Origin of the sequence: Gordonia sp. SCSIO 19800, from assembly GCF_018132775.1 — a bacterium.
GTDB lineage: Bacteria > Actinomycetota > Actinomycetes > Mycobacteriales > Mycobacteriaceae > Gordonia > Gordonia hongkongensis.
Window position 1 is genome coordinate 157,578 of sequence record NZ_JAGRQM010000001.1, and the last position, 23,398, is coordinate 180,975.

The 23,398-nt window shown below is 68.7% G+C and carries 19 protein-coding genes and 1 riboswitch; of the genes, 10 read left to right on the forward strand and 9 right to left on the reverse strand.

Features of this window, described 5'->3' with window-relative positions; all coding sequences use genetic code 11:
- Positions 1–17: 17 nt before the first annotated feature.
- Positions 18–788 (reverse strand): hypothetical protein, encoded by a 771-nt coding sequence (locus KB201_RS00720; protein WP_078112046.1) that lies wholly within the window; start codon positions 786–788, stop codon positions 18–20.
- A 129-nt stretch (positions 789–917) separates the two neighbouring features.
- Positions 918–1,502, reverse strand: coding sequence for an NTP transferase domain-containing protein (locus tag KB201_RS00725; RefSeq protein WP_078112047.1), 585 nt, complete (start codon positions 1,500–1,502; stop codon positions 918–920).
- Positions 1,503–1,553: 51 nt separating this feature from the next.
- On the opposite strand from KB201_RS00725, the gene uraD reads away from it, so the two are divergent.
- Positions 1,554–2,057, forward strand: coding sequence for a 2-oxo-4-hydroxy-4-carboxy-5-ureidoimidazoline decarboxylase (gene uraD / locus KB201_RS00730; protein WP_078112048.1), 504 nt, complete (start codon positions 1,554–1,556; stop codon positions 2,055–2,057).
- Positions 2,054–2,380, forward strand: coding sequence for a hydroxyisourate hydrolase (gene uraH / locus KB201_RS00735; protein WP_055475092.1), 327 nt, complete (start codon positions 2,054–2,056; stop codon positions 2,378–2,380). Before uraD ends, uraH begins: the two co-directional genes overlap by 4 nt.
- A gap of 37 nt (positions 2,381–2,417) precedes the next feature.
- On the opposite strand, the gene KB201_RS00740 is transcribed toward uraH, so the two are convergent.
- Entirely contained in the window at positions 2,418–5,807 is a 3,390-nt protein-coding gene (locus tag KB201_RS00740; RefSeq protein ID WP_078112049.1) for a pyruvate carboxylase, read from the reverse strand.
- Positions 5,808–6,331: 524 nt separating this feature from the next.
- On the opposite strand from KB201_RS00740, the gene KB201_RS00745 reads away from it, so the two are divergent.
- From KB201_RS00745 to KB201_RS00775, 7 genes are all read left to right on the forward strand, one after another.
- Positions 6,332–7,117: an SGNH/GDSL hydrolase family protein gene (locus KB201_RS00745; protein ID WP_078112201.1), complete on the forward strand. Its 786-nt coding sequence runs from the start codon at positions 6,332–6,334 to the stop codon at positions 7,115–7,117.
- 113 nt (positions 7,118–7,230) lie between these two features.
- Positions 7,231–8,727 (forward strand): MFS transporter, encoded by a 1,497-nt coding sequence (locus KB201_RS00750; RefSeq protein WP_078112050.1) that lies wholly within the window; start codon positions 7,231–7,233, stop codon positions 8,725–8,727.
- Between the two features lie 181 nt (positions 8,728–8,908).
- Entirely contained in the window at positions 8,909–9,757 is an 849-nt protein-coding gene (locus KB201_RS00755) for an FAD binding domain-containing protein (RefSeq protein WP_078112051.1), read from the forward strand.
- The gene (locus KB201_RS00760) at positions 9,754–12,519 is read left to right on the forward strand and encodes a molybdopterin cofactor-binding domain-containing protein (RefSeq protein WP_078112052.1); all 2,766 of its coding nucleotides are present in this window, start codon (positions 9,754–9,756) and stop codon (positions 12,517–12,519) included. Before KB201_RS00755 ends, KB201_RS00760 begins: the two co-directional genes overlap by 4 nt.
- A gap of 177 nt (positions 12,520–12,696) precedes the next feature.
- A complete protein-coding gene (locus tag KB201_RS00765; protein WP_078112053.1) occupies positions 12,697–13,125 on the forward strand; it encodes a hypothetical protein in 429 nt (142 codons plus the stop codon).
- Between the two features lie 102 nt (positions 13,126–13,227).
- A complete protein-coding gene (locus KB201_RS00770) occupies positions 13,228–14,679 on the forward strand; it encodes a hypothetical protein (protein ID WP_176455883.1) in 1,452 nt (483 codons plus the stop codon).
- On the forward strand, positions 14,676–16,013 hold the full coding sequence (locus tag KB201_RS00775) for a diacylglycerol kinase family protein (RefSeq protein ID WP_211538146.1): 1,338 nt from the start codon (positions 14,676–14,678) through the stop codon (positions 16,011–16,013). Before KB201_RS00770 ends, KB201_RS00775 begins: the two co-directional genes overlap by 4 nt.
- Positions 16,014–16,025: 12 nt before the next feature.
- Here the strand turns inward: KB201_RS00775 and KB201_RS00780 are convergent, their stop codons facing one another.
- On the reverse strand, positions 16,026–18,806 hold the full coding sequence (locus KB201_RS00780) for a cation-transporting P-type ATPase (RefSeq protein ID WP_211538147.1): 2,781 nt from the start codon (positions 18,804–18,806) through the stop codon (positions 16,026–16,028).
- Positions 18,807–18,871: 65 nt separating this feature from the next.
- A complete protein-coding gene (gene ppk2, locus KB201_RS00785; protein WP_211538148.1) occupies positions 18,872–19,705 on the reverse strand; it encodes a polyphosphate kinase 2 in 834 nt (277 codons plus the stop codon).
- A 213-nt stretch (positions 19,706–19,918) separates the two neighbouring features.
- On the opposite strand from ppk2, the gene KB201_RS00790 reads away from it, so the two are divergent.
- Positions 19,919–20,182, forward strand: a complete 264-nt coding sequence (locus KB201_RS00790; RefSeq protein ID WP_211538149.1) for a three-helix bundle dimerization domain-containing protein — start codon at positions 19,919–19,921, stop codon at positions 20,180–20,182.
- A gap of 48 nt (positions 20,183–20,230) precedes the next feature.
- Here the strand turns inward: KB201_RS00790 and KB201_RS00795 are convergent, their stop codons facing one another.
- The 4 genes from KB201_RS00795 to KB201_RS00810 all read right to left on the reverse strand — a co-directional run bounded on the left by KB201_RS00795 (position 20,231) and on the right by KB201_RS00810 (position 23,193).
- A complete protein-coding gene (locus KB201_RS00795) occupies positions 20,231–21,454 on the reverse strand; it encodes an acyl-CoA dehydrogenase family protein (RefSeq protein ID WP_211538150.1) in 1,224 nt (407 codons plus the stop codon).
- A gap of 113 nt (positions 21,455–21,567) precedes the next feature.
- The gene (locus tag KB201_RS00800) at positions 21,568–22,065 is read right to left on the reverse strand and encodes a histidine phosphatase family protein (protein WP_211538151.1); all 498 of its coding nucleotides are present in this window, start codon (positions 22,063–22,065) and stop codon (positions 21,568–21,570) included.
- A gap of 17 nt (positions 22,066–22,082) precedes the next feature.
- Positions 22,083–22,913 (reverse strand): CbtA family protein, encoded by an 831-nt coding sequence (locus KB201_RS00805; RefSeq protein WP_211538152.1) that lies wholly within the window; start codon positions 22,911–22,913, stop codon positions 22,083–22,085.
- 43 nt (positions 22,914–22,956) lie between these two features.
- Positions 22,957–23,193, reverse strand: a complete 237-nt coding sequence (locus KB201_RS00810; protein ID WP_211538153.1) for a CbtB-domain containing protein — start codon at positions 23,191–23,193, stop codon at positions 22,957–22,959.
- Between the two features lie 60 nt (positions 23,194–23,253).
- Positions 23,254–23,348: riboswitch (cobalamin riboswitch) on the reverse strand.
- Positions 23,349–23,398 lie beyond the last annotated feature (50 nt).

Below are 23,398 nucleotides of genomic sequence, written 5' to 3' on the forward strand. Positions count from 1 at the left end.
GCCCCAGCGGTGCGGAGTCAGGCCGCGCCCGGATAGCTCGACCACCCCGGTACCGGCTGCTGGGCCGGCCACGGCTCGGTGTCGGCCATCGGCAGCCAATGCGGCATACCGTCCGGAGTCATTGCGGCGCACGCTTTCTGATCCGGGGTCGGCGTCGGATACAGGGCCGCGAAGTCGTAGCGGGAGGTGTACCAGCCGCCGAACACGTCGGCGCCGGGGGTCCGCTCGCCCCCGCGTGGTGCGGCCGCGGGATCGGTTCCCACGCGGCGGATGTCGATCTCCACCGGCCGCGGGGTGTCGTACCCGACGGTCCACTCGCCGTTCTGCTGCACCGACCGATACCCGTGACGGCACATCACGATTCGCGCCCAGCCGTTGTCGTCGACGCGGCGCAACCCCTGATAGAAGGCGGTGCCGACCTCGCGGCCCGAGGTCGACTGGATCGGGGGGTACGCCGTCACCATCTGGTCGATGTTCGACGGCGCGGCGTCGGCGAAACCGGGGTAGCCCCACCGCGCCGACCGTCCGGCGTTGGCGAGTTCGAAGGACTCGGTGAAGGCTCGGACGAAGGTGCCCTCGGCGGACTGTGGATCGAGGACACCGGTCGCGGTCCAGCGGAAGGTGGTGTCGAATCCGGGCGGCAGATGCGCGTCCTGCGCGGCGTGGGCCGGCGGTGTCCGCTCCGGTCCGTCGGGCCCGGTGGCGCATGCCGCGAGGCCGGCTCCCACGACGAGCGCGGCGAGAATCGCGGTGAGGCGTCGACGACGATCGTGCGCCACGGTGATCACCCGCTTCGACGAATAGCGCTCCGTTACCCGGCTATGTCTGCACCCTAGACATGGACGTCGTCCCACGTGGGATCACCGTGCACCGGAACGGCGACGAGAAGGTCTCGAAATGGGCACGCTGATCCCCGGTCAGGGCCGCTCGTCGGTGTCCACGCCGGGCGCCAGATCCCCGCACTCGACGCGGGTCACCGCCCGGGACCGGAGATACACCTGAGCACCCACGTCACCATCGACCACACGCAGAGCCGGTCCGAAATGGTCGGCACCGATGTACACCGGGTGCCCCGGACTGCCGTCGAAGACCGCTCGCGCGAGAAGTGCGCGGTCACCCGATGCCGCGCCCAGGACGCGGGCTACGACGTCGGCGCCCGTGGCCGGGGTGTCGACCACGTGCACCGTCAGCCCCGCCGCGTCCGGTCGTGCCATCGCCCACCGCAGGGCCGCCGCCACCGTGGCGCCGACGCCGTCGGCCCAGTCCTCGACGATCAGCGTCTCGGCACCGGCCGGTGGTTCGACGACCGCGGCGCCCATGGCGACCGTCACCTCGGAGCAACCGCCGTCGCGCAACGCCGCGACCGCCCGCTCGAGCCACCGGCCGTCGTGCGCGAGGATCTTCGGCATCCCGTACCTGGTCCCGGCTCCGGCGGCGAGTACCACACCGAGCACCCGTCCCGCGGGGTCGTCCGGGGGCGCTGTCCCGGTGACGTCGTCCATCGCCCCATCTTCCACGCGCCGTCAGCGACCACGCCTCCTAGGCTGGTCATCATGCGGCTCAACGAGATGGACGACGACGAAGCCCGTGCAGCGCTGCGCAGCTGTTGCGCATCGACGGCCTGGGTCGAGCGCATGATGCTCGCGCGGCCCTTCGGCGATGTACCCGCTGTGCCCGATGCCGCCGATCGAGCACTGGCCGAGATCAGCGAGGACGACCTCGACGAGGCGCTCGCCGGGCATCCGCGGATCGGCGACCGGCCCGACAACGCCTCGTCGGCGCGCGAACAGTCCGGGGTGGCGGGCTCGTCGGCCTCGGTGCTCGCCGAGCTGAGAGACGCTAATGTCGCCTACGAGGCGCGGTTCGGGCACGTCTACCTGGTCTTCGCGAACGGGCGGCCCGCCGACGAGCTGCTCGCCATCCTCCGGACGCGGATGACCAACGACGCCTCCACCGAACGCCGGGTACTGCGTGCGGAACTGGCGAAGATCAACCGCGCCCGCCTGCTCCGTATGCTGTCGACCGAGCACGCCGCCGACGAAGGGATTTCGAGATGACCGGTCTGTCCACGCACGTCCTCGACGCGGTGTCGGGTTCACCCGCCGTCGGCCTCGAGGTGTCCCTCCAGGATGCGTCGGGGACCGAATTGTCCAGCGGCAGCACTGATTCGGACGGTCGCATCACCGCAGTGAACACCGAGGCGCTCGTCCCCGGGATCTACCATCTCGTCTTCGACACCGGTAACTGGTTCGCCGACAACGACATCAAGGGTTTCTATCCCGAGATCGACGTCTGTTTCGAGATCGACGATCCCGGGCGACATCACCACGTACCGATCCTGTTGAGCCCCTTCGCCTACTCGACGTACCGGGGTAGCTGAACCGGCGGCGGGGCCAGGCGCCCCGCCGCCGATCTGCTCAGCGGATCTCGATCAACAGATCCCCCGGCGCGACCTGCGTCACCTGTCCGATGGCGAGTCGGGTCACGGTGCCCGCGACCGGGGCGGTGATCGCCGCCTCCATCTTCATCGCCTCGATGGTGCCGATCGTCGCGCCGGCGGCGACCTCGTCGCCGACGTCGACCGACAGCGACACGACGCCCGCGAACGGGGCACCGATGTGGTGCGGGTTGGAGCGGTCCGCCTTCTCCGCCGACGCGACAGCCGAGTCGACGGAGTGGTCGCGCACCGCGATCGGGCGCAGCTGACCGTTCAGGACGCACATGACGGTCCGCATGCCCTGCTCGTCCGGTTCGCTGACCGCCTCCAGCCCGATGAGCAGATCGACACCGGGTTCGAGTTCGACGCGGTGTTCCTCGCCGTAGCGCAGTCCGTAGAAGAACTGGTTGGCCGAGAGCCTCGACGTGTCACCGTAGGCCTCGTAGTGCTCCTCGAATTCCTTTGCCGGACCGGGGAAGAGCAGGTGGTTGAGCCGGACCTGACGGTCACGACCCGGCTTGTCGAGGATGGCCTCGTCGTCGGCGGACAGTGGGGTGACCTCGGGGGCCGGCGCGCGACCCTGCAGCGCGAGGGTGCGCAGCGGTTCGGGCCAGCCACCGGGGGGGTCGCCCAGCTCGCCGCGCAGGAAGCCGATCACCGAGTCCGGGATGTCGTAGGACGCCGGGTCGGCCGCGAAGTCCGAGGCGGTGATGCCGCGGCCGACCAGCGCGAGCGCGAGGTCGCCGACGACCTTCGACGACGGGGTCACCTTGACCAGTCGGCCGAGCATCGAATCAGCGGCGGCGTACGCCTGCTCGACGGCCTCGAACCGGTTGCCCAGCCCGAGGGAGATGGCCTGCTGCCGCAGGTTCGACAGCTGCCCGCCCGGGATCTCGTGCGAGTAGACCCGCCCGGTCGGCGCCGGGAGACCGGACTCGAACGGCGAGTACACCTTTCGCAGCGCCTCCCAGTACGGCTCGAGGTCACACACCCGCGCGAGGTCGATGCCGCTGTCCCGCTCGGTGTGGGCGGTCGCGGCGACGATCGCCGACAGCGGCGGCTGGCTCGTGGTGCCCGCCAGCGCGGCACTGGCGCCGTCGACCGCGTCGGCCCCCGCCTGCCACGCGGCCATGTAGGTCGCCAGCTGTCCGCCCGGGGTGTCGTGGGTGTGCACGTGGATCGGCAGATCGAACTCACGCCGCAGCGCCGACACCAGGGTGGTCGCCGCGGGAGCGCGCAGCAGACCCGCCATGTCCTTGATCGCCAGGACGTGCGCGCCCGCCTCCACGATCTGTTCGGCCAGCCGCAAGTAGTAGTCGAGCGTGTAGAGGTCCTCGCCCGGGTCGGACAGATCGCCGGTGTAGCTCATCGCCACCTCGGCCACCGCCGTACCGGTCTCGCGGACCGCGTCGATCGCGGGTCGCATCGCGTCGATGTTGTTGAGCGCGTCGAAGATCCGGAAGATGTCGATGCCGACGTCGGTCGCCTCGGACACGAACGCGGTCGTCACCTTGGTGGGATACGGCGTGTAACCGACCGTGTTGGCGCCGCGCAACAGCATCTGCAGACAGATGTTGGGGATCGCCTCCCGCAACTGCGCCAGCCGATCCCACGGGTCTTCCTTCAGGAAGCGAAGCGCCACATCGTAGGTCGCCCCGCCCCAGCACTCGACGGACAGCAGTTCGGGGGTCAGCGCGGCCACGTACGGCGCCACGTTGAGCAGCCCGTTGGTGCGCACGCGAGTCGCGAGCAGCGATTGGTGCGCATCGCGGAACGTCGTGTCGGTGATGCCCAGCCGCGGGTTCTCGCGCAGGTCGCGCGCGAACCCCTCGGGTCCGAGCTCCAGCAGACGCTGCCGCGAGCCGTTCGGCGGCGAGGCGAGCACCGACCGCTCGACGGTGGGCAGCTTGTCGCGCGGGTACACCGTGGTGGGCCGCTCACCGTGCGGCTTGTTCACGGTGACGTCGGCCAGGTACGACAGGATCTTGGTACCGCGGTCGGCTGACGAACGCGAGGTCAGCAGACCGGGACGCTCGTCGATGAACGAGGTCGTGACGCGCCCGGCGCGGAAATCCGGATCGTCGAGCACCGCCTGCAGGAACGGGATGTTGGTCGCGACGCCACGGATTCGGAACTCGGCCACGGCGCGGCGCGCACGCCGCACCGCGGTCGGGAAATCCCGTCCGCGACAAGTCAGTTTGACGAGCATCGAGTCGAAGTGGCCACTCACCTCGGCGCCGAGGTTCGCACCGCCGTCGAGCCGGACGCCGGCACCGCCGGGGCTACGGTAGGCGGTGATGCGCCCGACATCGGGCCGGAAGCCGTTGGCGGGGTCCTCGGTGGTGATCCGGCACTGCAGCGCGGCACCGCGGATGCGGATCGTGTCCTGGGTCAGTCCGAGATCCGCCAGCGACTCCCCCGATGCGATGCGCAGCTGCGCGCTGACGAGGTCGACGTCGGTGATCTCCTCGGTCACCGTGTGCTCGACCTGGATACGCGGGTTCATCTCGATGAACACGTGGCGACCCTGTTCGTCGAGCAGGAACTCCACCGTGCCCGCGCACGAGTAGCCGATCGATCGCGCGAAAGCCACTGCGTCCGAGCAGATCTGCTCGCGCAACTCGTCGGAGAGGTTCGGTGCGGGCGCGAGCTCGATCACCTTCTGGTGGCGGCGCTGCAGGCTGCAGTCGCGCTCGTAGAGGTGGATGACGTTGCCGTAGGTGTCCGCGAGGATCTGCACCTCGATGTGCCGCGGGTTGACCACGGCCTGCTCCAGGAACACCGTCGCGTCGCCGAACGCGGCCTCGGCCTCGCGCGACGCGGCCGCGATGGCCTCGGCGAGGTCGGCACGCTCGTCGACGCGGCGCATCCCCCGCCCGCCGCCACCCGCGACCGCCTTGACGAAGACCGGGAACTGCATGTCCTCCGCCGCGGCGAGCAACTCGTCGAGATCCGACGACGGCTCCGAGCTCGCGAGCACGGGGATCCCCGCCGCCTTCGCCGCGGCCACCGCGGTCGCCTTGTTGCCGGTCATCTCCAGGATGTCGGCGCTCGGGCCCACGAAGGTGATGCCCGCCGCCGCGCACGCGGCGGCGAGACCCTGGTTCTCCGACAGGAATCCGTAACCGGGGTAGATCGCATCGGCGCCACACCGGACCGCCGCGCCGACGACCTCGTCGACCGACAGGTAGGCCCGCACCGGATGTCCCGGCACCCCGATCTGGTAGGACTCGTCGGCCTTCAGCCGGTGCACGGAGTTGCGATCCTCGTACGGGAAGATCGCGACCGTGCGCGCACCCAGTTCGTAGGCGGCGCGGAATGCGCGGATGGCGATCTCGCCGCGGTTGGCGACCAGAACCTTGTCGAACATCGTGGTGTTCTCTTTCTCTCACGCCTGCGCCGGTCCGGCGCGTGCTCAGCGACTCGCACAATCGCGGTGGAGATCGCGCGAACAAACTCCCGGCGGGCACGGATCGACGCGAATGTCCCGACGACGCCGACCCGTTTCCACGGGCAGTTCACGTCGTGATCCTACTCACCGAGACCGGCCGTTCGGCCACCCCCTCACACCGCCTTCGACCCCCTCGGAAACCGTGCTCCCCGACGCCGTCCACCGCGTCGGAAAGGCGGCTGCACGGCACTGTGACGCCTCCGGAGAGGTGATCGAAAACAATTGCCGCGCAATGTACGTGGCACTCATTGCCGCAGTGTTGAGAAATACTCTCCAGCAGGATTCGACAATGAGAGATCCGCGGCGTCGAGAATTCGCGAATGCCGATCGATCGCTCCGTCGGAATGCCGACCGATCGCTCTGTCACGGGCTCGCTTTGTCGGCCGACGGCGCACGGGATTAGCGTCGTCGGAACCACTCCGATCCGACCGGAAGGCGTTGCCGTGGGCTTCACCCGTTACGTCGCCTTGGGCGACTCGTTCACCGAGGGAGTCGGCGATCCGGACCCGGCCCGACCCAACGGGGTACGCGGGTGGGCCGACCGTGTCGCCGAACAACTCGCCGTCGCGGCGCCCGCCGAGGGCGGCGCGGGCTTCGGCTATGCGAACCTGGCCATCCGCGGCCGGTTGCTCGACGAGGTGCTCGCCCAGCAGATCGGTCCGGCGATCGCCCTGGAGCCCGACCTGGTCACCATCTACGCCGGCGGCAACGATCTCATGCGCCCGTCCCTCGACCTCGACGCGATGATCGCGCGGTACGACGAGGCCCTGCGCGACCTGACCGCGACGGGCGCCACCGTCGTCGTCTTCACCGCCTACGACACCGGATGGGCTCCGGTGTTCCGGATGCTGCGTGGACGGGTCGCCATCTACAACGAACTCGTCCGGGCGGTCGCCGAGAAGCACGGTGCACTGATCTGCGACTTCTGGCGGATGGCCGGTTATGACGACTACCGCATGTGGGACGCCGATCGCCTGCACATGTCGCCGCTCGGTCACGCACAGATGGCCGGCCGGGTCCTCGACCTGCTCGGCGTCGACCACCACATCACGCCCGAGACGATGGCCGCCGCCGCGGTCGCCACCCGGCGGGAGCAGCGGCGTCAGAACGCGGAGTGGGCGCGGACCTTTCTCGGCCCCTGGGTGGTGCGCCGCATCCGCGGCGTCTCGTCGGGCGACGGACTCACCCCGCGCTGGCCCCGTCCCGTCGGCCTGGCAGACCTCGCGTAGCCCGGACGCCGAGGCTTCCCGCCGGGTGCGAACGTCTGCACCCGCGGCCCGCCGGATATCCTGGTCGTTCGGAGGTGTGCACAATCGATGAGCGGAACCAGCGGGATGACGGCGTGACCAGCCGCACCGACGCCGACGGAACGACGGACAGCACTCCGGACCTCCCGCCCCCCGATCCCACCGCCGAGAAGCCCCACCCGCGGCTCGCGGTGGCCGTGCTCTGCCTCGCCGGCATCGTCGTCGCGTTGATGCAGACGATCATCGTGCCGCTCATCCCTCAGCTCCCCGCGCTGCTGCACGCCGATGCCTCCGACACCACGTGGGCGATCACGATCACGCTGCTGCTCGGCGCGGTCGCCACCCCCATCGGCGGGCGGATCGGCGACATGTACGGCAAACGCCTCGCCATCCTGGTCAGTCTCGGCTTCGTCGCAGCGGGTTCCGTGGCCTGCGCGGTCGCGACGTCGCTCCCGCTGTTCATCATCGGCCGCGGTCTCCAGGGGCTGGGTTTCGGCATCGTCGCGCTCGGCATCAGCGTCATGCGCGACATCGTCCCGCCCCGCCACCTCGGCTCGTCGCTGGGAACGATGAGCGCCTCACTCGGCATCGGCGGTGCGCTCGGGCTCCCCGTCGCCGCCCTCATCGCCCAACACGTGAGCTGGCACGCCCTGTTCTGGTCGTGTGCGGGTGCCGCGACGCTGGCCGGTGTCGGCGTGGCCCTCACGGTCCGCTCCACCGCCAAGCCCTCCGGCGGCCGGTTCGACGCGCTCGGCGCCCTCGGTCTGACGGTGCTCCTCGTCTGTCTGCTGCTGCCGTTGTCCAAGGGCGCCGAGTGGGGATGGTCCGCTCCGCTGACGCTCGGCCTGTTCGCCGGCTTCCTCGTGTCGCTGGGCGTGTGGGTCCTCGTCGAACTCCGTCGCGACAGTCCGTTGATCGATCTCCGTATCCTGGGCAAGCGCCCGCTGCTGTTGACGAATCTGGCCTCGATCGCGACCGGTTTCGCCTTCTACGCGATGCAACTCATCCCGATCCAGTTGCTGATGGCCCCGACGGACAGCCCGGACGGCTTCGGGTACGACATGGTGCACGCGAGTCTCATCCTCGCGCCCAGCGGTCTGGTCATGTTCGTGTTCTCACACATCAGCGGTCGCATCAACGCCGTCTTCGGCGCCCGCATCTCCCTCGCCCTGGGCGCGGTCATCATCGGCATCGGCTACGTGATCTTCATCGTCGGCATCGCCGGCCCGTGGGACCTCACCTGGATCCACATGATGGTCATCGCCTGCTGCATCGGCGCCGGTCTCGGCATCGCCTACTCGGCGATGCCGGCCCTCATCATGCAGTCGGTCAGCGTCGAGCAGACCGGCGAGTCCAACGGCGTCAACGCCCTCATGCGGATCATCGGCACCTCGACGGCCGCCGCCGCGGTCGGCATGCTGCTGACGTGGTCGATGATCTCGGTTCCCGTCGCCGACGGCACCGCGATCGAGGTGCCGACCGCCGAGGGCTACCTGTGGGCGTCGGCCATCGCCCTCGTCATGAGTGCGATCGCCGCCGTGGTCGCCTTCGCGATTCCCGCGCACGGCCGCAGCACCGAGACCCCGGTCTGACGACCCGGTCACCTGTGGGCCGGGTCGCCGGCCCACGAGATGCGGACCGCACCGGATGCACGTAGCGTGACGCCGTGCTTCTCTCGACGTCGATCTCCGCGATCCGCTCCGACGGGCGCATCGGCCTCGTACGGTGGGAGCCACCCACCGCCGCATCCCGCCTCCTCGACAAGGCACGCTGATGGACCTCACCGCCGTCTCCCACTACCGGTTCGCGCGCACGCGGGATGAGGCGTTCCCCGCCCCCGGCGAACAGATCGTCGCCGGTGGCACCTGGGTGTTCTCCGAGCCGCAGCCGGCGACCACGGGACTAGTCGACCTGAGCGAGATGGGTTGGGCACCTGTCGAAGACCTGCCGGGAGGTGGTCTCCGGATCGCGGCCACCTGCACGATCGCCGAACTCGTCGCACTCCCCCCGCGCCCCGGCTTCGTGGCCCACCCGATGTTCGCGCAGTGCGCGAACGCACTGCTGGCGTCGTTCAAGATCTGGAACATGGCGACCGTCGGCGGCAACATCTGCCGGTCGTACGCGGCGGCGTCGATGGTCTCGCTGGCGGTCGGGCTCGACGCGACCGCCCACGTGTGGAGTCCCGATGGCACCGACCGCGATCTACCCGTCGTCGAGCTGGTCATCGGCAACGGCATCAACCTCCTGGCACCGGGAGAAGTCCTGCGCGCCATCGACTTCCCCGCCCACGCGTTACGCGCCCGCACCTCCGTGCGCAAGATCGCCCTCGCCGAGCTCGGTCGCTCGGGGGCCGTGGTGACCGGCCGGGTCGACGACGACGGCGCCGCCACCTTCGGGATCACCGCGGCCACCGAATGGCCGACCGTTCTGCGCTACACCGGGTTACCGACCCGCGACGCGCTGCACGACGACATCGTCTCGGCAAGTGGCTATTACACCGACGCGCTGGGTTCGGCCGACTGGCGCCGCGGCGTCTCGGCGGTGCTGGGCGAGGAGATCCGCACGGAGTTGTCGTCGGCGACGAACGGAATCAAGGACATGGGATTCGGAGCCGGCGCATGAGATTCGAGGTCAACGGAGAGTCGCTCGACGCCGAACCCGCTGCGGGACAGTGCCTTCGGATGCTGCTCCGCGAACACGCACACTACGAGGTCAAGAAGGGCTGCGACGCCGGCGACTGCGGGGCGTGTTCGGTGCTCGTCGACGGACAGCCCGTGCACTCCTGCATCTATCCCGCTCACCGCGCCGCCGGGAAGTCGGTGACGACGGTGGCCGGGCTCGGCACCCCCGACGACCTGCACCCCGTCCAGCAGTCCTTCGTCGACAACTTCGGATTCCAGTGCGGTTTCTGCACCGCCGGAATGATCGTGACCGCCTCCACCGTCACCGCCGAGCATCTCCCCGACCTGCCGCGGCGGATGAAGGGAAACCTCTGCCGCTGCACCGGTTACCGCTCCATCCGGGACGCGATCACCGCGGCCGCCACGGGCACCGCGTCCCCCGCTGCGCCCGCGGAGCCCGCGCAACGGCCATTCGTGGGCGAGTCGGTCGCTCCGCTCGCCGCCCGGCGCGTGGTGACCGGAACCGAGCCGTACACCTTCGACGTCCCCACGCCCGGGACGTTGCACATCCACGTACTCGGTTCGCCGCACGCGCACGCACGGATCACCGCCATCGACACCACCGACGCCGCCGCGCTACCCGGCGTCGAGCTGATCCTCACCCACGAAAACGTCTCCACTCCGCGGTTTTCCACGGGACGCCACGAGAGCCGCCTCGAGGATCCCGACGACACACTCGTCTTCGACCCGGTGGTGCGATTCGTCGGTCAGCGGGTCGCCGCGGTGGTCGCGTCGTCCCCGGCCGTCGCCGACCAGGCCCTGGCGCTCATCGACGTCACCTACGAAGTTCTGCCCGCGGTCTTCGACCCGGAAGCGGCCAGAAGCCCCGGAGCCCCACTGCTGCACCCCGATCGCACTCCCGCCGACCGGGTCGCCGAGGCCCATCGCAACGTCATCGCCACCTTTCACGAGGGGTTCGGCGGCGACGTCGAGGCCGCACTCGCCGCATCGTCGGCGACTGTGCACGGCACCTGGTCCAGCGGGCGGGTCTCCCACGCCCAGTTGGAAACCCACGGGTCGATCGGGTGGTTCGACGAACACGGGCGCCTCGTCATCCGGACCAGCACCCAGGTCCCGTTCCTGGTCCGCAACGAGCTCGCGCTCCTCTTCGATCTGCCGCCGGAGCGTATCCGGGTCTTCAGCGCCCGGGTGGGCGGTGGGTTCGGCGGCAAGCAGGAGATGCTGACCGAGGACCTCGTCGCCCTGGCCGTACTCCGCACCGGCAAACCCTGCGCCTACGAGATGAGCCGCACCGACGAACTGACCCGGACCACGTACCGGCACCCGATGCGGGTCACCGTCGATGTCGGAGCCGACGCGGACGGCAGGCTCACCGGCCTGCGCGTGAACCTGTTGTCGGACACCGGCGCCTACGGCAACCACGCGATCGGCGTGATGTTCCACGCGTGCGCGGAATCGGTGTCGGTGTACAACTGCCCGGTGAAGCGCCTCGACGCGGAGGTCGTCTACACCAACAACCCGCCGTCCGGCGCGTTCCGGGGTTACGGCCTCGGCCAGGTGGTCTTCGCCGTGGAGAGCGCGATGGACGAACTCGCGATCGAACTCGGCATCAACCCGTTCGAGTTCCGACGCCGCAACGCCGTCGCCGACGGCGATCCCCTCCTCATCGCACGCGCCGAACCCGAGGTCGACCTGGTCTACGGCAGCTATGGACTCGACCAGTGTCTCGATCTGGCCGAGCGTGCATTGCACGCCGGCAACGGGGTCGAGGCACCGTCGGGGGACCGCTGGCGCGTCGGCGAGGGCATGGCCATCGCCGCGATCGCCACCATGGCCCCCCGCGGGCACTTCGCCGACGTCACCGTCGCGGTCGACGCCGCCGGCACGTACCACGTGGGCGTGGGCACCGCCGAGTTCGGCAACGGCACGACCACGGTCCACGCCCAGATCGTCGCCACCGCGCTGTCGACCGGACTCGACCGGGTCTCGCTGTGGCACGGCGACACCGATGCCGTCGTGCACGACACCGGGGCGTTCGCCTCGGCGGGCACGACCGTGGCCGGGAAGGCGCTGCACTCAGCATGTCTCGCATTGCGTGACGCCCTTGTCGATGCCGCGGCGCGGCTCACCGGAACGAACCCGGCACAGGTCGGACTCGGCGCGGAGGGCGCGCTCGTCGACGGCCGGATCGTCGGGTTCGCCGATCTCATCGGCGCTGTCGATCCGCCGAACCGGGTCGAGCACCCCGCGGGACCGCGCGCCGTCGCCGCGGGCGCCGAACGCGGGGAGATGCGATCCATCGCGTTCAACGTGCAGGCCTTCCGCGTCGCGGTCGACACCGAGACCGGCACCGTCCGCATCCTGCAATCGGTCCACGCGGCCGACGCGGGCACCGTGATGAACCCCGAGCAATGCCGCGGTCAGGTGGAAGGCGGTGTCGCGCAAGGCATCGGCACCGCGCTCTATGAGGAGATCATGATCGACGACGGCGGACGGCCGATCACGAACGTCTTCCGGGTGTACCGCGTCCCGCAGATGGCCGACATCCCCGTCACGGAGGTCTACTTCGCCGAGACCAGCGACGAACTCGGCCCGTTCGGCGCCAAATCGATGAGCGAGTCACCGTACAACCCGGTGGCGCCGGCGCTCGCGAACGCCATCCGTCGCGCACTCGGGAGCCGGCCCGGTGAGACGCCGATGTCACGCGACCGCATCTGGCGACTCGCTCGGCAAGAGACCTGAACCCTTTTTTCGTTAGCAATGCGCAATGATTCTGCGCGGCAACGGCATCGAGTTCCCGCACATGGTCACAATTCTGGGCCCGCTCTCGCCGAAACGGTTGCCGGGCGGCATGACTCGGAGGACACTCCCCCTGTACGTGTAGTCCACAGTCAAGGTTGTCCAGAGAAGGGCGTCATCATGACTCACACCGCACCCACCCACGAGAACAACCGTCCATCCACCTCACAGAACATCGCCGCGGGGACCTCCATCGGCGCCGCGATCATCCTCATCGTCCTCGGTGTCATCCAACTCTTCCAGGGCATCGCCGCGGTCGCCGAAGACGAGGTCTTCGTCCGCGGCGTCGAGTATGTCTACAAGCTCGACTTCACCACGTGGGGCTGGATTCACATCGCCCTCGGGATCGTGATGGCCGGCGTCGGCATCGCACTCGTCACCGGCGCGACCTGGGCTCGGTTCACCGCGATCGTGATCGCCGGTCTGTCGATCATCGCCAACTTCCTGTGGTTGCCCTACTACCCCTGGTGGTCGATCCTGATCATCGCTCTCGACATCGTGGTCATCTGGGCCGTCTCGACCTGGCCGCCGAAGGCCGAATACCGCTAGATCCCGACCCCCGCTGCACCGTCGAGGCACCCCTCGGCGGTGGAGCGCGTTCTGTCAGCACCGGAACCCCAGACGATCAGCGGCCGGAAGGGCGGCGTCGAGATGACCACGGACACCAACGGACAGAGCGCGGAGCCGAGCGTATGCATCACCGACTCCGAGCGCGCCGAACTCGAACGACTACGAGCCGAGGTCGCGCGCCTGCGCGACGCGGCCGGCACCGGGCCGGCCACCAAGACCCCCGACCCGACCCGTCGGACCCGGTGGCGCTGGTTCGCGGTCGCGGTCCTGTGCATCCTCGTCGCCGTACTCGCCATCACCTCGGTGACTTCGCGATTCGTCCGTGGCGAGATCCTCGACACCGACCGCTACGTCAGCACCGTCGCTCCGCTCGCCTCGGATCCCGCAGTGCAAGCCGAGATCTCGAACACGATCACCGGTGAGATCTTCAGTCGCATCGACGTCGAGGGACTCACCGCGGCGGCGCTGACGACCCTGACCGACGCGGTTCCGGCCACCGAGAACGCACCACGCGTCGACCGGGCGGTCGAGGGCCTCGCTCCCGTCCTGGCCGGCCAGGCCCGCGGCTTCGTGCAACAGACCGTGTCGTCGTTCGTCGCCGGCGATCAGTTCGAATCCCTGTGGCTGCAGGCGAATCGGTCCGCACACACCGCCCTGGTCGCGGTCGTGACCGGCGACGTCGGACCGTCGTCGGTGACCGTAGACGACTCCGGCACCGTCAGCATCTCGCTCGGCACCGTGATCGACAACGTCAAGGCACGCCTCCTCGACCGCGGCTTCACCTTCGCCGAGAAGATCCCCGCCGTCGACACGCAGTTCGTCCTGTTCCGCTCACCAGAACTGGTCCGCGCCCAGCGTGCCGTCTCGGCACTCGACACCGCCGCCGACGTCCTGCCCTGGCTGACGATCGCGCTCGCCTTCGCCGCCGTGGCCGTCGCACCCCGCGGTCGGCGTCTGCGGGCCCTCTCGCTCGCCGGACTGTCACTCGTCCTCGCCATGCTCGTCCTCGCCATCGCGTTGCTGATCGGCCGAGCGCTCTATCTCGACGCGATGCCGCCCGACATCCTCGCCCCCGATGCCGCGGCCGCCACCATCGACACGGTGCTCGATCCGCTGCGGTTGGCGCTACGTGCCGTGGCGGTCCTCGGGCTCGTGGTCGCCGTCGGGGCCTACCTGTTGGGCGGGTCCGCCTCGGCCACGGCCGTTCGGCGCGGATTCGGGCAAGGGCTCGACTCGGTACAGCGGATACGACGCTCGCGGCCGCCGAATGCCTTCGAGGAGAGCCTGTTCCGCACGCGAATCGCCTTGCGCAGCGCGATCATCGGCATCGCGGCGCTGCTGCTCGTCTTCTGGAGCTATCCGACCGGTCTGGTGGTCCTCCTCATCGCCGTCTTCGGACTCCTCGCACTCCTGATCCTCGAACTCGTGATCAGGCCGGCGAAGGACTGGGCCGCCAAGGACCGGAACGAGGAGTCGGATCCGCCGGATCAGGAGACGCCCGGCGCGGCGACGCCGGCCGTCGAGACGGTATGAGTCAGGCGTCGGTCGCCGCCGAGGTCGCGCCGCCCACGACACGCAGATGGTGGGCGCGCGCGGCCATGGCGCTGGCCGTCGCCGCGATCCTGCTGCCGGTGGCCGCCGCCGGCCTCCTCCGCCTGCTGGGCCTCCTGGCGATCTGTGGTGTCTGTGCCGTCGTCATCGTCGCCGCGGTGTACTGGTTCCTCATCAGCCGTGGTGTCCTCCGCATCGTCTCGGCCGCTCTCGCGGTCCTGCCGGTGGCGGTTCTCGTGGTGTTCCTCCTTCGCGAGCGACAGCTCTGGGTCGTGATCGCCGCCGCGCTGCTGGCGGCCGCCGCGGTCGGATGCGGTCGGCGCGCGCTGCGGCCGTCGCGCATCGACTCCCTGATGCCCGAACACCCGGCGCCGGACGTCCACCGCCCGTTCATCATCATGAACCCGCGTTCGGGTGGCGGGAAGGTCGTCCGATTCGATCTGCAGCGCAAGGCCGAATCCCTCGGCGCCGAAGTCGTATTGCTGGACGGGCCGGTGGAGATCGACGTGGAGCAATTGGCACGGGACGCGGTGGCGCGCGGGGCCGACCTGCTCGGTGTCGCGGGAGGTGACGGCACCCAGGCCCTCGTCGCCGGAGTCGCGGCCGAGGCGGGCGTACCCTTCCTGGTCATCAGTGCCGGCACCCGAAACCATTTCGCTCTCGATCTCGGGCTCGACCGCCAGGACCCCGCCCGGTGTCTCGACGCGCTGCGCGACGGCGTCGAATTCCATGTCGACCTCTGTCACATCAACGGTCGGCCGTTCGTCAACAACGCGTCGTTCGGCATCTACGCCGAGGTGGTCCAGAGTCCGCAGTATCGAGATGACAAGACACGCACGGTGTTACGCATGCTTCCCGACCTCCTGGGGAGAGGGACGAGGTCGGGTCTGCGGGCCGTCATCGGCAGCGAGACCGTCGCCGATCCACAGGCCGTCCTCGTCAGCAACGGCCCCTATGCCACCAACGACGTGGCCGGGCTCGGTCGCCGCACCCGCATCGACGAGGGACGGCTCGGGGTCGTCACCGTCTCGGTGTCCGACACCCGGCAGGCCGTCGGCCTCCTGCGGCGCACCCACGACCGCGGACTCGTCCAGCGCATCGCCACCGAGGTGACCGTCGACGCCGACGCCGAGGTCATCCCGGTCGGGGTCGACGGCGAATCGCTCCAGCTCACGACGCCGGTGCTATGCACGATCACGCCCGGTGCGCTGCGCGTCCGCGTCCCACGGCACCGCCCCGAGACCCGGATCGCGCCACCGCAACTGGACTGGCTGCAGTTGTGGTACCTGGCGTGGAACCCACACCGGGCCTCGTAGCCGCCCGTTCGGTCAGCGAAGAGCTCGCCGGGGTGCCACCGCTTCCACGGCCGAGATCGCGGACACCGCCGGACTCCGGCGACGTCGCACCCACTTCTCCGCCTCCACCACGACGGGGATGATCAGCGACCATCCGATGCAGGCGAGCCACTGGCCGCCGGTCAGCGAGGTCGTCTGCAGCAGGTCTTGCAGAAATCCGAGCTCCACCGCGAGCACGGTGACGATGATCGGGATCGACAGGATCTTCACGGCGTTGACGATCGGCGGTGTGAGGCCCGACTCCGGATCGCGCCGCATCACCAACCCGGCGAACACCGAACCCAGGGACAGCACCACGAAGCCCATGGTCATCGGGACGTTCGGTTCGGTCGGGCTCATCGGACCGGGCGCCACCATCATCGCGACGAAGGTCACCGCGAACTGCAGGACCCCGTAGGCGAACCACTGCACGAACGACGCGCGATTCGTGATCGGCTGTTTCGGGTCCCGTGGTGGTTTGGCCATCAGATCCGGTGCCGGCGGGTCCTGCATGATCACGATCACCGGGAACAGGGTGATGAAAAAGTGCTGGAAGACCACCATCAGCGGCGCCAGCGCGACGCCCTCGTTGATGTCGAAGATGCTCGCGACCAGGAACAGGAGCACCAGTGAGAACAGCTTGGACATCTGGTAGCGGATGTAGGCGACGATCTTGTCGTAGACGCTGCGCCCCAACCGGATCGCGGTGATCAACGTCCCGAAGTTGTCGTCGGTGAGGATCAGCTTGCCGGCCTGCTTGGTGACCTCGCTGCCCGAGCCCATCGCCACCCCGATGTCGGCCTTCTTCAGCGCGGCCGCGTCGTTGACCGCGTCGCCGGTCATCGCGACGACCGCGCCCTGGCGCTGCATCACGTCGGCGAGCCGGAGTTTGTCCGACGGCGTGACACGCCCGAACACATGCAACCGCGGAAGCGCCTCGGCGAGTTCCTCGTCGGACATCGCGGCGAGTTCGGTACCGCTGATGGCCCCGGGACCGAGTCCCAGCTGCGCACCGATCGCCGACGCGGTTCCCGTGTGGTCCCCCGTGATCATCCGCACATCGATCCCCGCGGCGTGCGCCGTGCGGACGGCGTCGACGGCCTCGGCACGCAACGGGTCGATGATCCCGACCATCCCGACGAAGACGAGATCGTCCACGAACGCCATCGGGTCGGCGGTCACCTCGTCCTCCCGGCCGTCGAGCACGCGCGCGGCGAAGGCCAGCACACGTAGGCCCTCGGCCGACATCTGCTCGTTGGCCGCCTCGATCTCGGCCCGGACCTCCGCCAGCTCCACCCTCTCCCGTCCGGGGCGGAACGCCCAGCGGCAGCGGTTCAGCACGACATCCGGACCGCCCTTGACCATCTCGACGAAACGGACGGTGCCGTCCACCGGCAGCCGGTGGAACGTCGCCATGAACTTGTAGGCCGAGTCGAATGGAACCTCGGCGAGACGGGGATAGGTCTGGCGGGTGAGCGGCGCGTCGACCCCCATCTTGGCTGCCAGCACGATCAGCGCCGCCTCGGTCGGATCGCCGATGACGGCGCCGGCGTCCGACACGGTGGCGTCGCTGTCGAGGCACAGTCCGTACGCGAGCATGGTGAAGTCGGGAACCGGCTCGCCCGCCGCCTGGGTGATGCTCCCGGTCTTGCCGTAGCCCTCACCGTCGACGGCGAACCACTGACCGTGGAAGTACAACGAGCGCACCATCATCTGGTTCATGGTGAGCGTCCCGGTCTTGTCCGAGTTGATCAGACTCGTCGCGCCGAGCGTCTCCACGTCGGTGAGGTTCTTGACGACCGCCTTCGCATCCGCGAGCTGCCGGGCCCCGAAGGCCAGCATCGCCTGGACGAAAGTGGGCAGACCGGAGGGTATCGCCGAGATGCCCATCGAGATACCGAGCAGCATCACCGTCGCCAGGTCTTGTCCGCGCACCAGCCCGATCACCACGATGATCGCCACGGCGGTCCAGGCGATCACGCCCAGGATCTTGGTGAGTGAATCCAGCTCCCGCTGCAGGGGTGACCGCTGTGGGGCGATCGCCGACAGCATCGACGCGATCTGTCCCATCTGCGTCCGCATCCCGGTCTCGGTGACGACCATCGTCGCCGTGCCGCGGGTGACCGAGGTGTTCTGGAAGAGCATGTTGCTGCGGTCACCCAGGGCCAGCTCGACATCGGTGAGCGCGGCGGGGTCCTTCGGGATCGGCGCGCTCTCGCCGGTCAGCGCGGCCTCCTGCGTCTCCAGCGTGGCGGCCCGCACCAGACGTCCGTCGGCCGGCACCAAGTCGCCGGCTTCGAGCTGCACGATGTCCCCGGGAACGAGTTGCGCCGCGGGAACTTCCACCAGGACTCCACCCCGGACCACGCGGGCCTGCGGAACCTGAATCCGCGCCAGGGCGTCCACGCTGGCCCGGGCCTTCAGCTCCTGCCGAGTGCCCAGCACCAGGTTGAGCACCACCAGGGCGGCGACCACCAGCGCGGTCGAGACCTCCGCGATCACCAGGCTGACGATCACCACGGCGATCAGCATCAGGTTCATCGGATCCCTGAGCTGCAGCAGCACCAGTGCAGCCACCGACGGGGCCGGTTCCGCGGCGATCACGTTGTCGCCGAACCGCGTCCGTCGGTCGTCGATCTCGGCCGACGACAGTCCACCGGTGCTGTCGGACTCGAGCGCCGACACGACGGATTCGACGTCCTGGACGTGCCAGGCCGGTGCGGGGGCGTCGTCCTCCCGACGTTCCGGTGACGACGGCGGGCGTGCGATGGCCATACAACTCTCCTGCCTCGGGCTCGGGCGGTGTCGTGACTACTCGACTGCGGTTCGGTTTCGGGTCGTCAATACGGGGTCGGGATCCAGTGCAGGGCCTGCTCGGGTGGCCGATAGTCCTTGGCCTTCTGCCGCTTCGGCAGTTCGATCCGGGGACGTTCGAGCGGCGTGTAGGGAACCTGACCGAGAAGGTGCTCGATCACATTCAACCGACCCCGTTTCTTGTCGTCGGTGGAGACGACATACCAGGGCGCCCAGCCCGTGTCGGTGAACCGGAACATCTCGTCTCGGGCCCGCGAATAGTCGTACCAGCGGCTGTAGGACGCGAGGTCCATGTCGGAGAGCTTCCAGATCTTCCGCGGATCGTCGATCCGGCTTTGCAGGCGAAGGGTCTGCTGTTCCTCACTGATCTCGAGCCAGTACTTGAGCAGGATGATCCCCGACTCGACCATCGACCGTTCCACCGTGGGCACCTGTTCCAGGAACTGGTGGGCCTGTTTCTCCGTGCAGAACCCGAGCACTCGTTCGATACCGGCCCGGTTGTACCAACTGCGGTCGAAGATGACGACCTCGCCGGCCGCGGGCAGATGCGGAATGTACCGCTGGAGGTACATCTGCGACTTCTCCCGTTCGGTGGGCGCGGGCAGCGCGACCACGCGGAAGACCCGCGGACTCACCCTGGCCGTGATCGCCTTGATGACACCGCCTTTGCCTGCCGTGTCCCGGCCCTCGAAGAGAATGCAGACCTTCGCCCCGGTCGCACGCACCCACTCCTGCATGGCGACCAACTCGGCATGCAGCGGTTCGAGATGCTTGCGGTATTTCTTGCCCGACATCGGGGCGGGCGGGCCGTCGCGACCCGGGCCTCGCAGTTCACCCGAGGACGATGAGAAATCAGGCATGGCCGTACGCTCCCGTGGCTGGACCGAATGACTAACTGGTCATTCTGTGCCACGTCCGAGACATACGCGCGGTAACCGACGAACAGGACGCGCAATTGTCGTGGCGACTGCGGGAAATCGGCGCCTGCTCGATCGTGACCAGTCGTTTCCTCGATGAGCCGGCAGCCGCGGGGGGTTTTGCCGCAAAATGACCCAATGGCTCGGGTTGAGGAGATGCTCGAAGTCGAACAGGTGATTCGTCGCCTGATCGCACGGTTTCCGGTTATGGCTGTCGATGACATCAACGCTCGTGTGCGCGCCATTCACGGACGTTTCGCCGACTGTAAGGTCAGGATCTTCGTGCCGTTGTTGGTCGAGAAAGCGGCTCGACGCGACATCGAGGACTTCCTGGCACAGCCGGGCCACCTGACGCTCGTGTCGCCGACGCCCGGTACCACGCCGCGGGCGCCCGAGGTACGGGCCGACGAGGGTGCCTGAACCCGGCCCGGTCGTGTCGGCATGGTCCGACACGACCGGGCCTGTTCGTCAGCCCCGCAGCAGCCCCTTGGCGACGTGGGTCACCTGGATCTCGTTGCTGCCGGCGTAGATCATCAGCGACTTGGCGTCGCGCGCGAGCTGCTCCACGCGATACTCGGCCATGTAGCCGTTGCCGCCGAACAACTGCACCGCCTCCATCGCGACGTCGGTGGCCGCCTTCGACGAGTAGAGCTTCATCGCCGACGCCTCGGACAAGCTCAGCGGCTTGCCCGCCTTGCCCCGCTCCAGGGCACTGAAGAGCATGTTCTGGACGTTGATACGCGCGACCTCCATCTCGGCCAGCTTGAGCTGGATGAGCTGGAACTGTGCGATCTCCTGGCCCCACAGCTTGCGGTTCTTCGCGTAGTCGATCGAAAGCCGTTGCGCCTCGTTGATGATGCCCAGCGAGAGGGCCGCGATCCCGACCCGCTCCGCGGTGAAACCGGCCTTGGCGCCTTCGGATCCGCGCGCGTCCGAACCGGTGTCCTCGGTCTCGCCGAGCAGGCGGTCCTTGCCGACGCGCACGTTGTCGAAGAACAGCTCGCCCGTCGGCGAACTCATCATGCCCATCTTCTTGAACGGCTTGCCCTGGGTCAGTCCCGGCATCCCCTTGTCGAGGACGAACGACAGGACCTTGCGGTCCCGCATCGGGGTGCCGCTGCCGTCGTCGAGCTTGGCGAACACGACGATGGTGTCGGCGTACGGACCGTTGGTGATGAAGGTCTTCTGTCCGTTGAGGATGTAGTCGTCACCATCGCGACGGACCGTCGTCTTCATGCCGCCCAGCGCGTCCGAACCGGAGTCGGGTTCGGTGATCGCCCAGGCGCCGACCTTCTCCATCGTCACCAGTTCGGGCAGCCACCGCTTCTTCTGGGCGAGCGTGCCCTTGCCGCGGATGGTCGAGGCGGTCAGGCCCATGCTCACGCCCAGGGATGCGACGAGACCGAGACAGACCCCCGCCAGTTCGATGTTGACCATCATGAACATCGAGCCGCCCATACCGCCGCCGTCGCCCGAGGGCTTCTTCTCCCCGTTGGCCTCGGCCTCGAGTTCCTTCTCGAGAGCGTCCTTGGCCATCGCGTCGACACCGAAGCTCGACAGCAGTTTGCGGGTGATGTCGTAGGGCGGCAGCGTGCCGGATTCGAGTTCGTCGAGATGTGGCCGGATCTCCTTGTCGATGAACGCCCGCAGGGCGTCCCGAACCATCAGATCTTCGTCGGACCACTCGAACATCGTCACACTCCCAGACCGGTGTCCGCGCCGGGGCGAACACGTTTCAGTTTTGTCGTCCCCAACTGTGTCAGGAGTCACTGCCGATGTCTAGGTACGTCGTCGCAGATCTGTTCCTACCGAACATCGGTGCAGGTGTAGAGGGTGGCCGGGCGCACCTCCCGCGCGAAGAACCCGTCCGCATCGGCGCACAGCAGGGCCTGCGCCACCGGCATCGCGACCACCACGTAGCCATCGCCGTGCTCGGCCTGCCCGGCACGCCAGGCATGGACTCGGTCGACGAACTGCGCGACACTCTCACCCCCGTGCGGGCGGGCCTCCGGGTCGGTGAACCACCCGCCGAGGTCGACGGGGTCGATCTCCTCCGGGGACAGGCCCGACCACGCACCGACATCGAGCGTCCGCAGCGCGTCGTCGACGATGAGGCCGCCTGTCGCGCCGAGTACCTCGGCGGTGGCGCGGGTCGCCGCCTCCGGGCCGCAGATGTCGATCGGGCGCGTGAGCGACGCGCTCAGAACGAGCACGTCGCGTCGACCCCGCTGATCGAGAACCGGGTCACCGCCGAATCGCACCGACCGGTTGGGGCCGGTGCGCCCGGCGGTGATGATCTGCATGCCGGGCAGTGATCGCCTCAGTTCGGCGCGGAGACCGCGCGAGCGCGGTCAGTCGCCCGCGACCGGGCCATCGCCCCCACGATCAGTGCGAACGAGACGGTGAGAACCGTCCACAGAATGACCTGGTTGGCGATCGCGTACACCCGGAAATCCCCGATCACGTCACCGGGGAAGCCCGGGAACACGACCTGTCCGGCGTCGTCGCGGACCGGGCCGGGGACCTCGCTGAACGACGGCAGGAAGGCGAGCACGATCGCGATGCCGGCCAGATAGGCGACCGTGGCGGCGAACGCCGAGACCAACCCACCGATGCGCGGACGCAACCACGACGCCAGGACCACCGCCGCGATGGCGAGGATCACCGACGACACGGTGATGGTGAGGAAGGCACCGGTTCGTTCGCCGATGGTGTCGTCGTCGCCGACGGCGGGTGGGTTCGCCGGGTAGGCGAAGAACGGGACGGCGAAGACGGCGACGAAACCGATGCCGCCGAGCACGCCGGCGACCGCACGGGGATCGGTGGCCGGGTGACGGCTGCCGACGTGGCTCCACAAGACCGTGAACGCCACCGCGAAGAACGCGCCCATGCACACTGCGAACACGACGTTGCCGATCCCCGCGCCGAGGTTCTCCTGCATCGCGCGGGTGAACAACTCTCCGCCCTCACCATGGGTGTGACCACCCGGTTCGGCGGCATGGGCCAGGGCCTCCTCGGCCGCCGAGCGGGCGCTCTCGTAGTCGATGGCCTTGCCGACGACGGGTTCGAGGTGGAACCGGGCGAACACGAACGAGACGATGCCGGCGATCAGTCCTGCCAGCAGGCCCGCGCCGATGAACTTCTTCTCCATATGAAGTTGACTCCTGAGTCGGACGTGGTCGGTTCAGGCCGACTCAGTGGCAGGGGAAGCCGAGGAAGTGGCGGGCGTCGTGGACGAACTCGTGCACGTGGGTGTCGGAGCCGAAGACCGACACGACGCCCTGGTCGTAGCCGAGGAAGTAGTAGGCGAGACCGGCCAGGAGCACGGTCAGGCTGAGCCAGAGGGCGGCACTGGCGACCGACAGGTTCGGTACGGGCAGGGCACGGGCCGGGGCGACCGGTGATGCCGCCTCGGTACGGGGAGCTGTCATGGTGGGTCCTTTCGCCGATCTCGCGTCGGAGAGTTCACGGGTGGTGGTGCACGCCGGCACGGCATCCTGACTCACGCATGCCCCGTCACGTCGACCGTGTCGATCTGGGCTGCGTTCACAGTGGCGCGACCGTTCCGGACTCTCACCGGATTCCCCGCACAGGCGTGGGATGACTCTATACCGCGTTCTGTCGTACGCGTGAGAC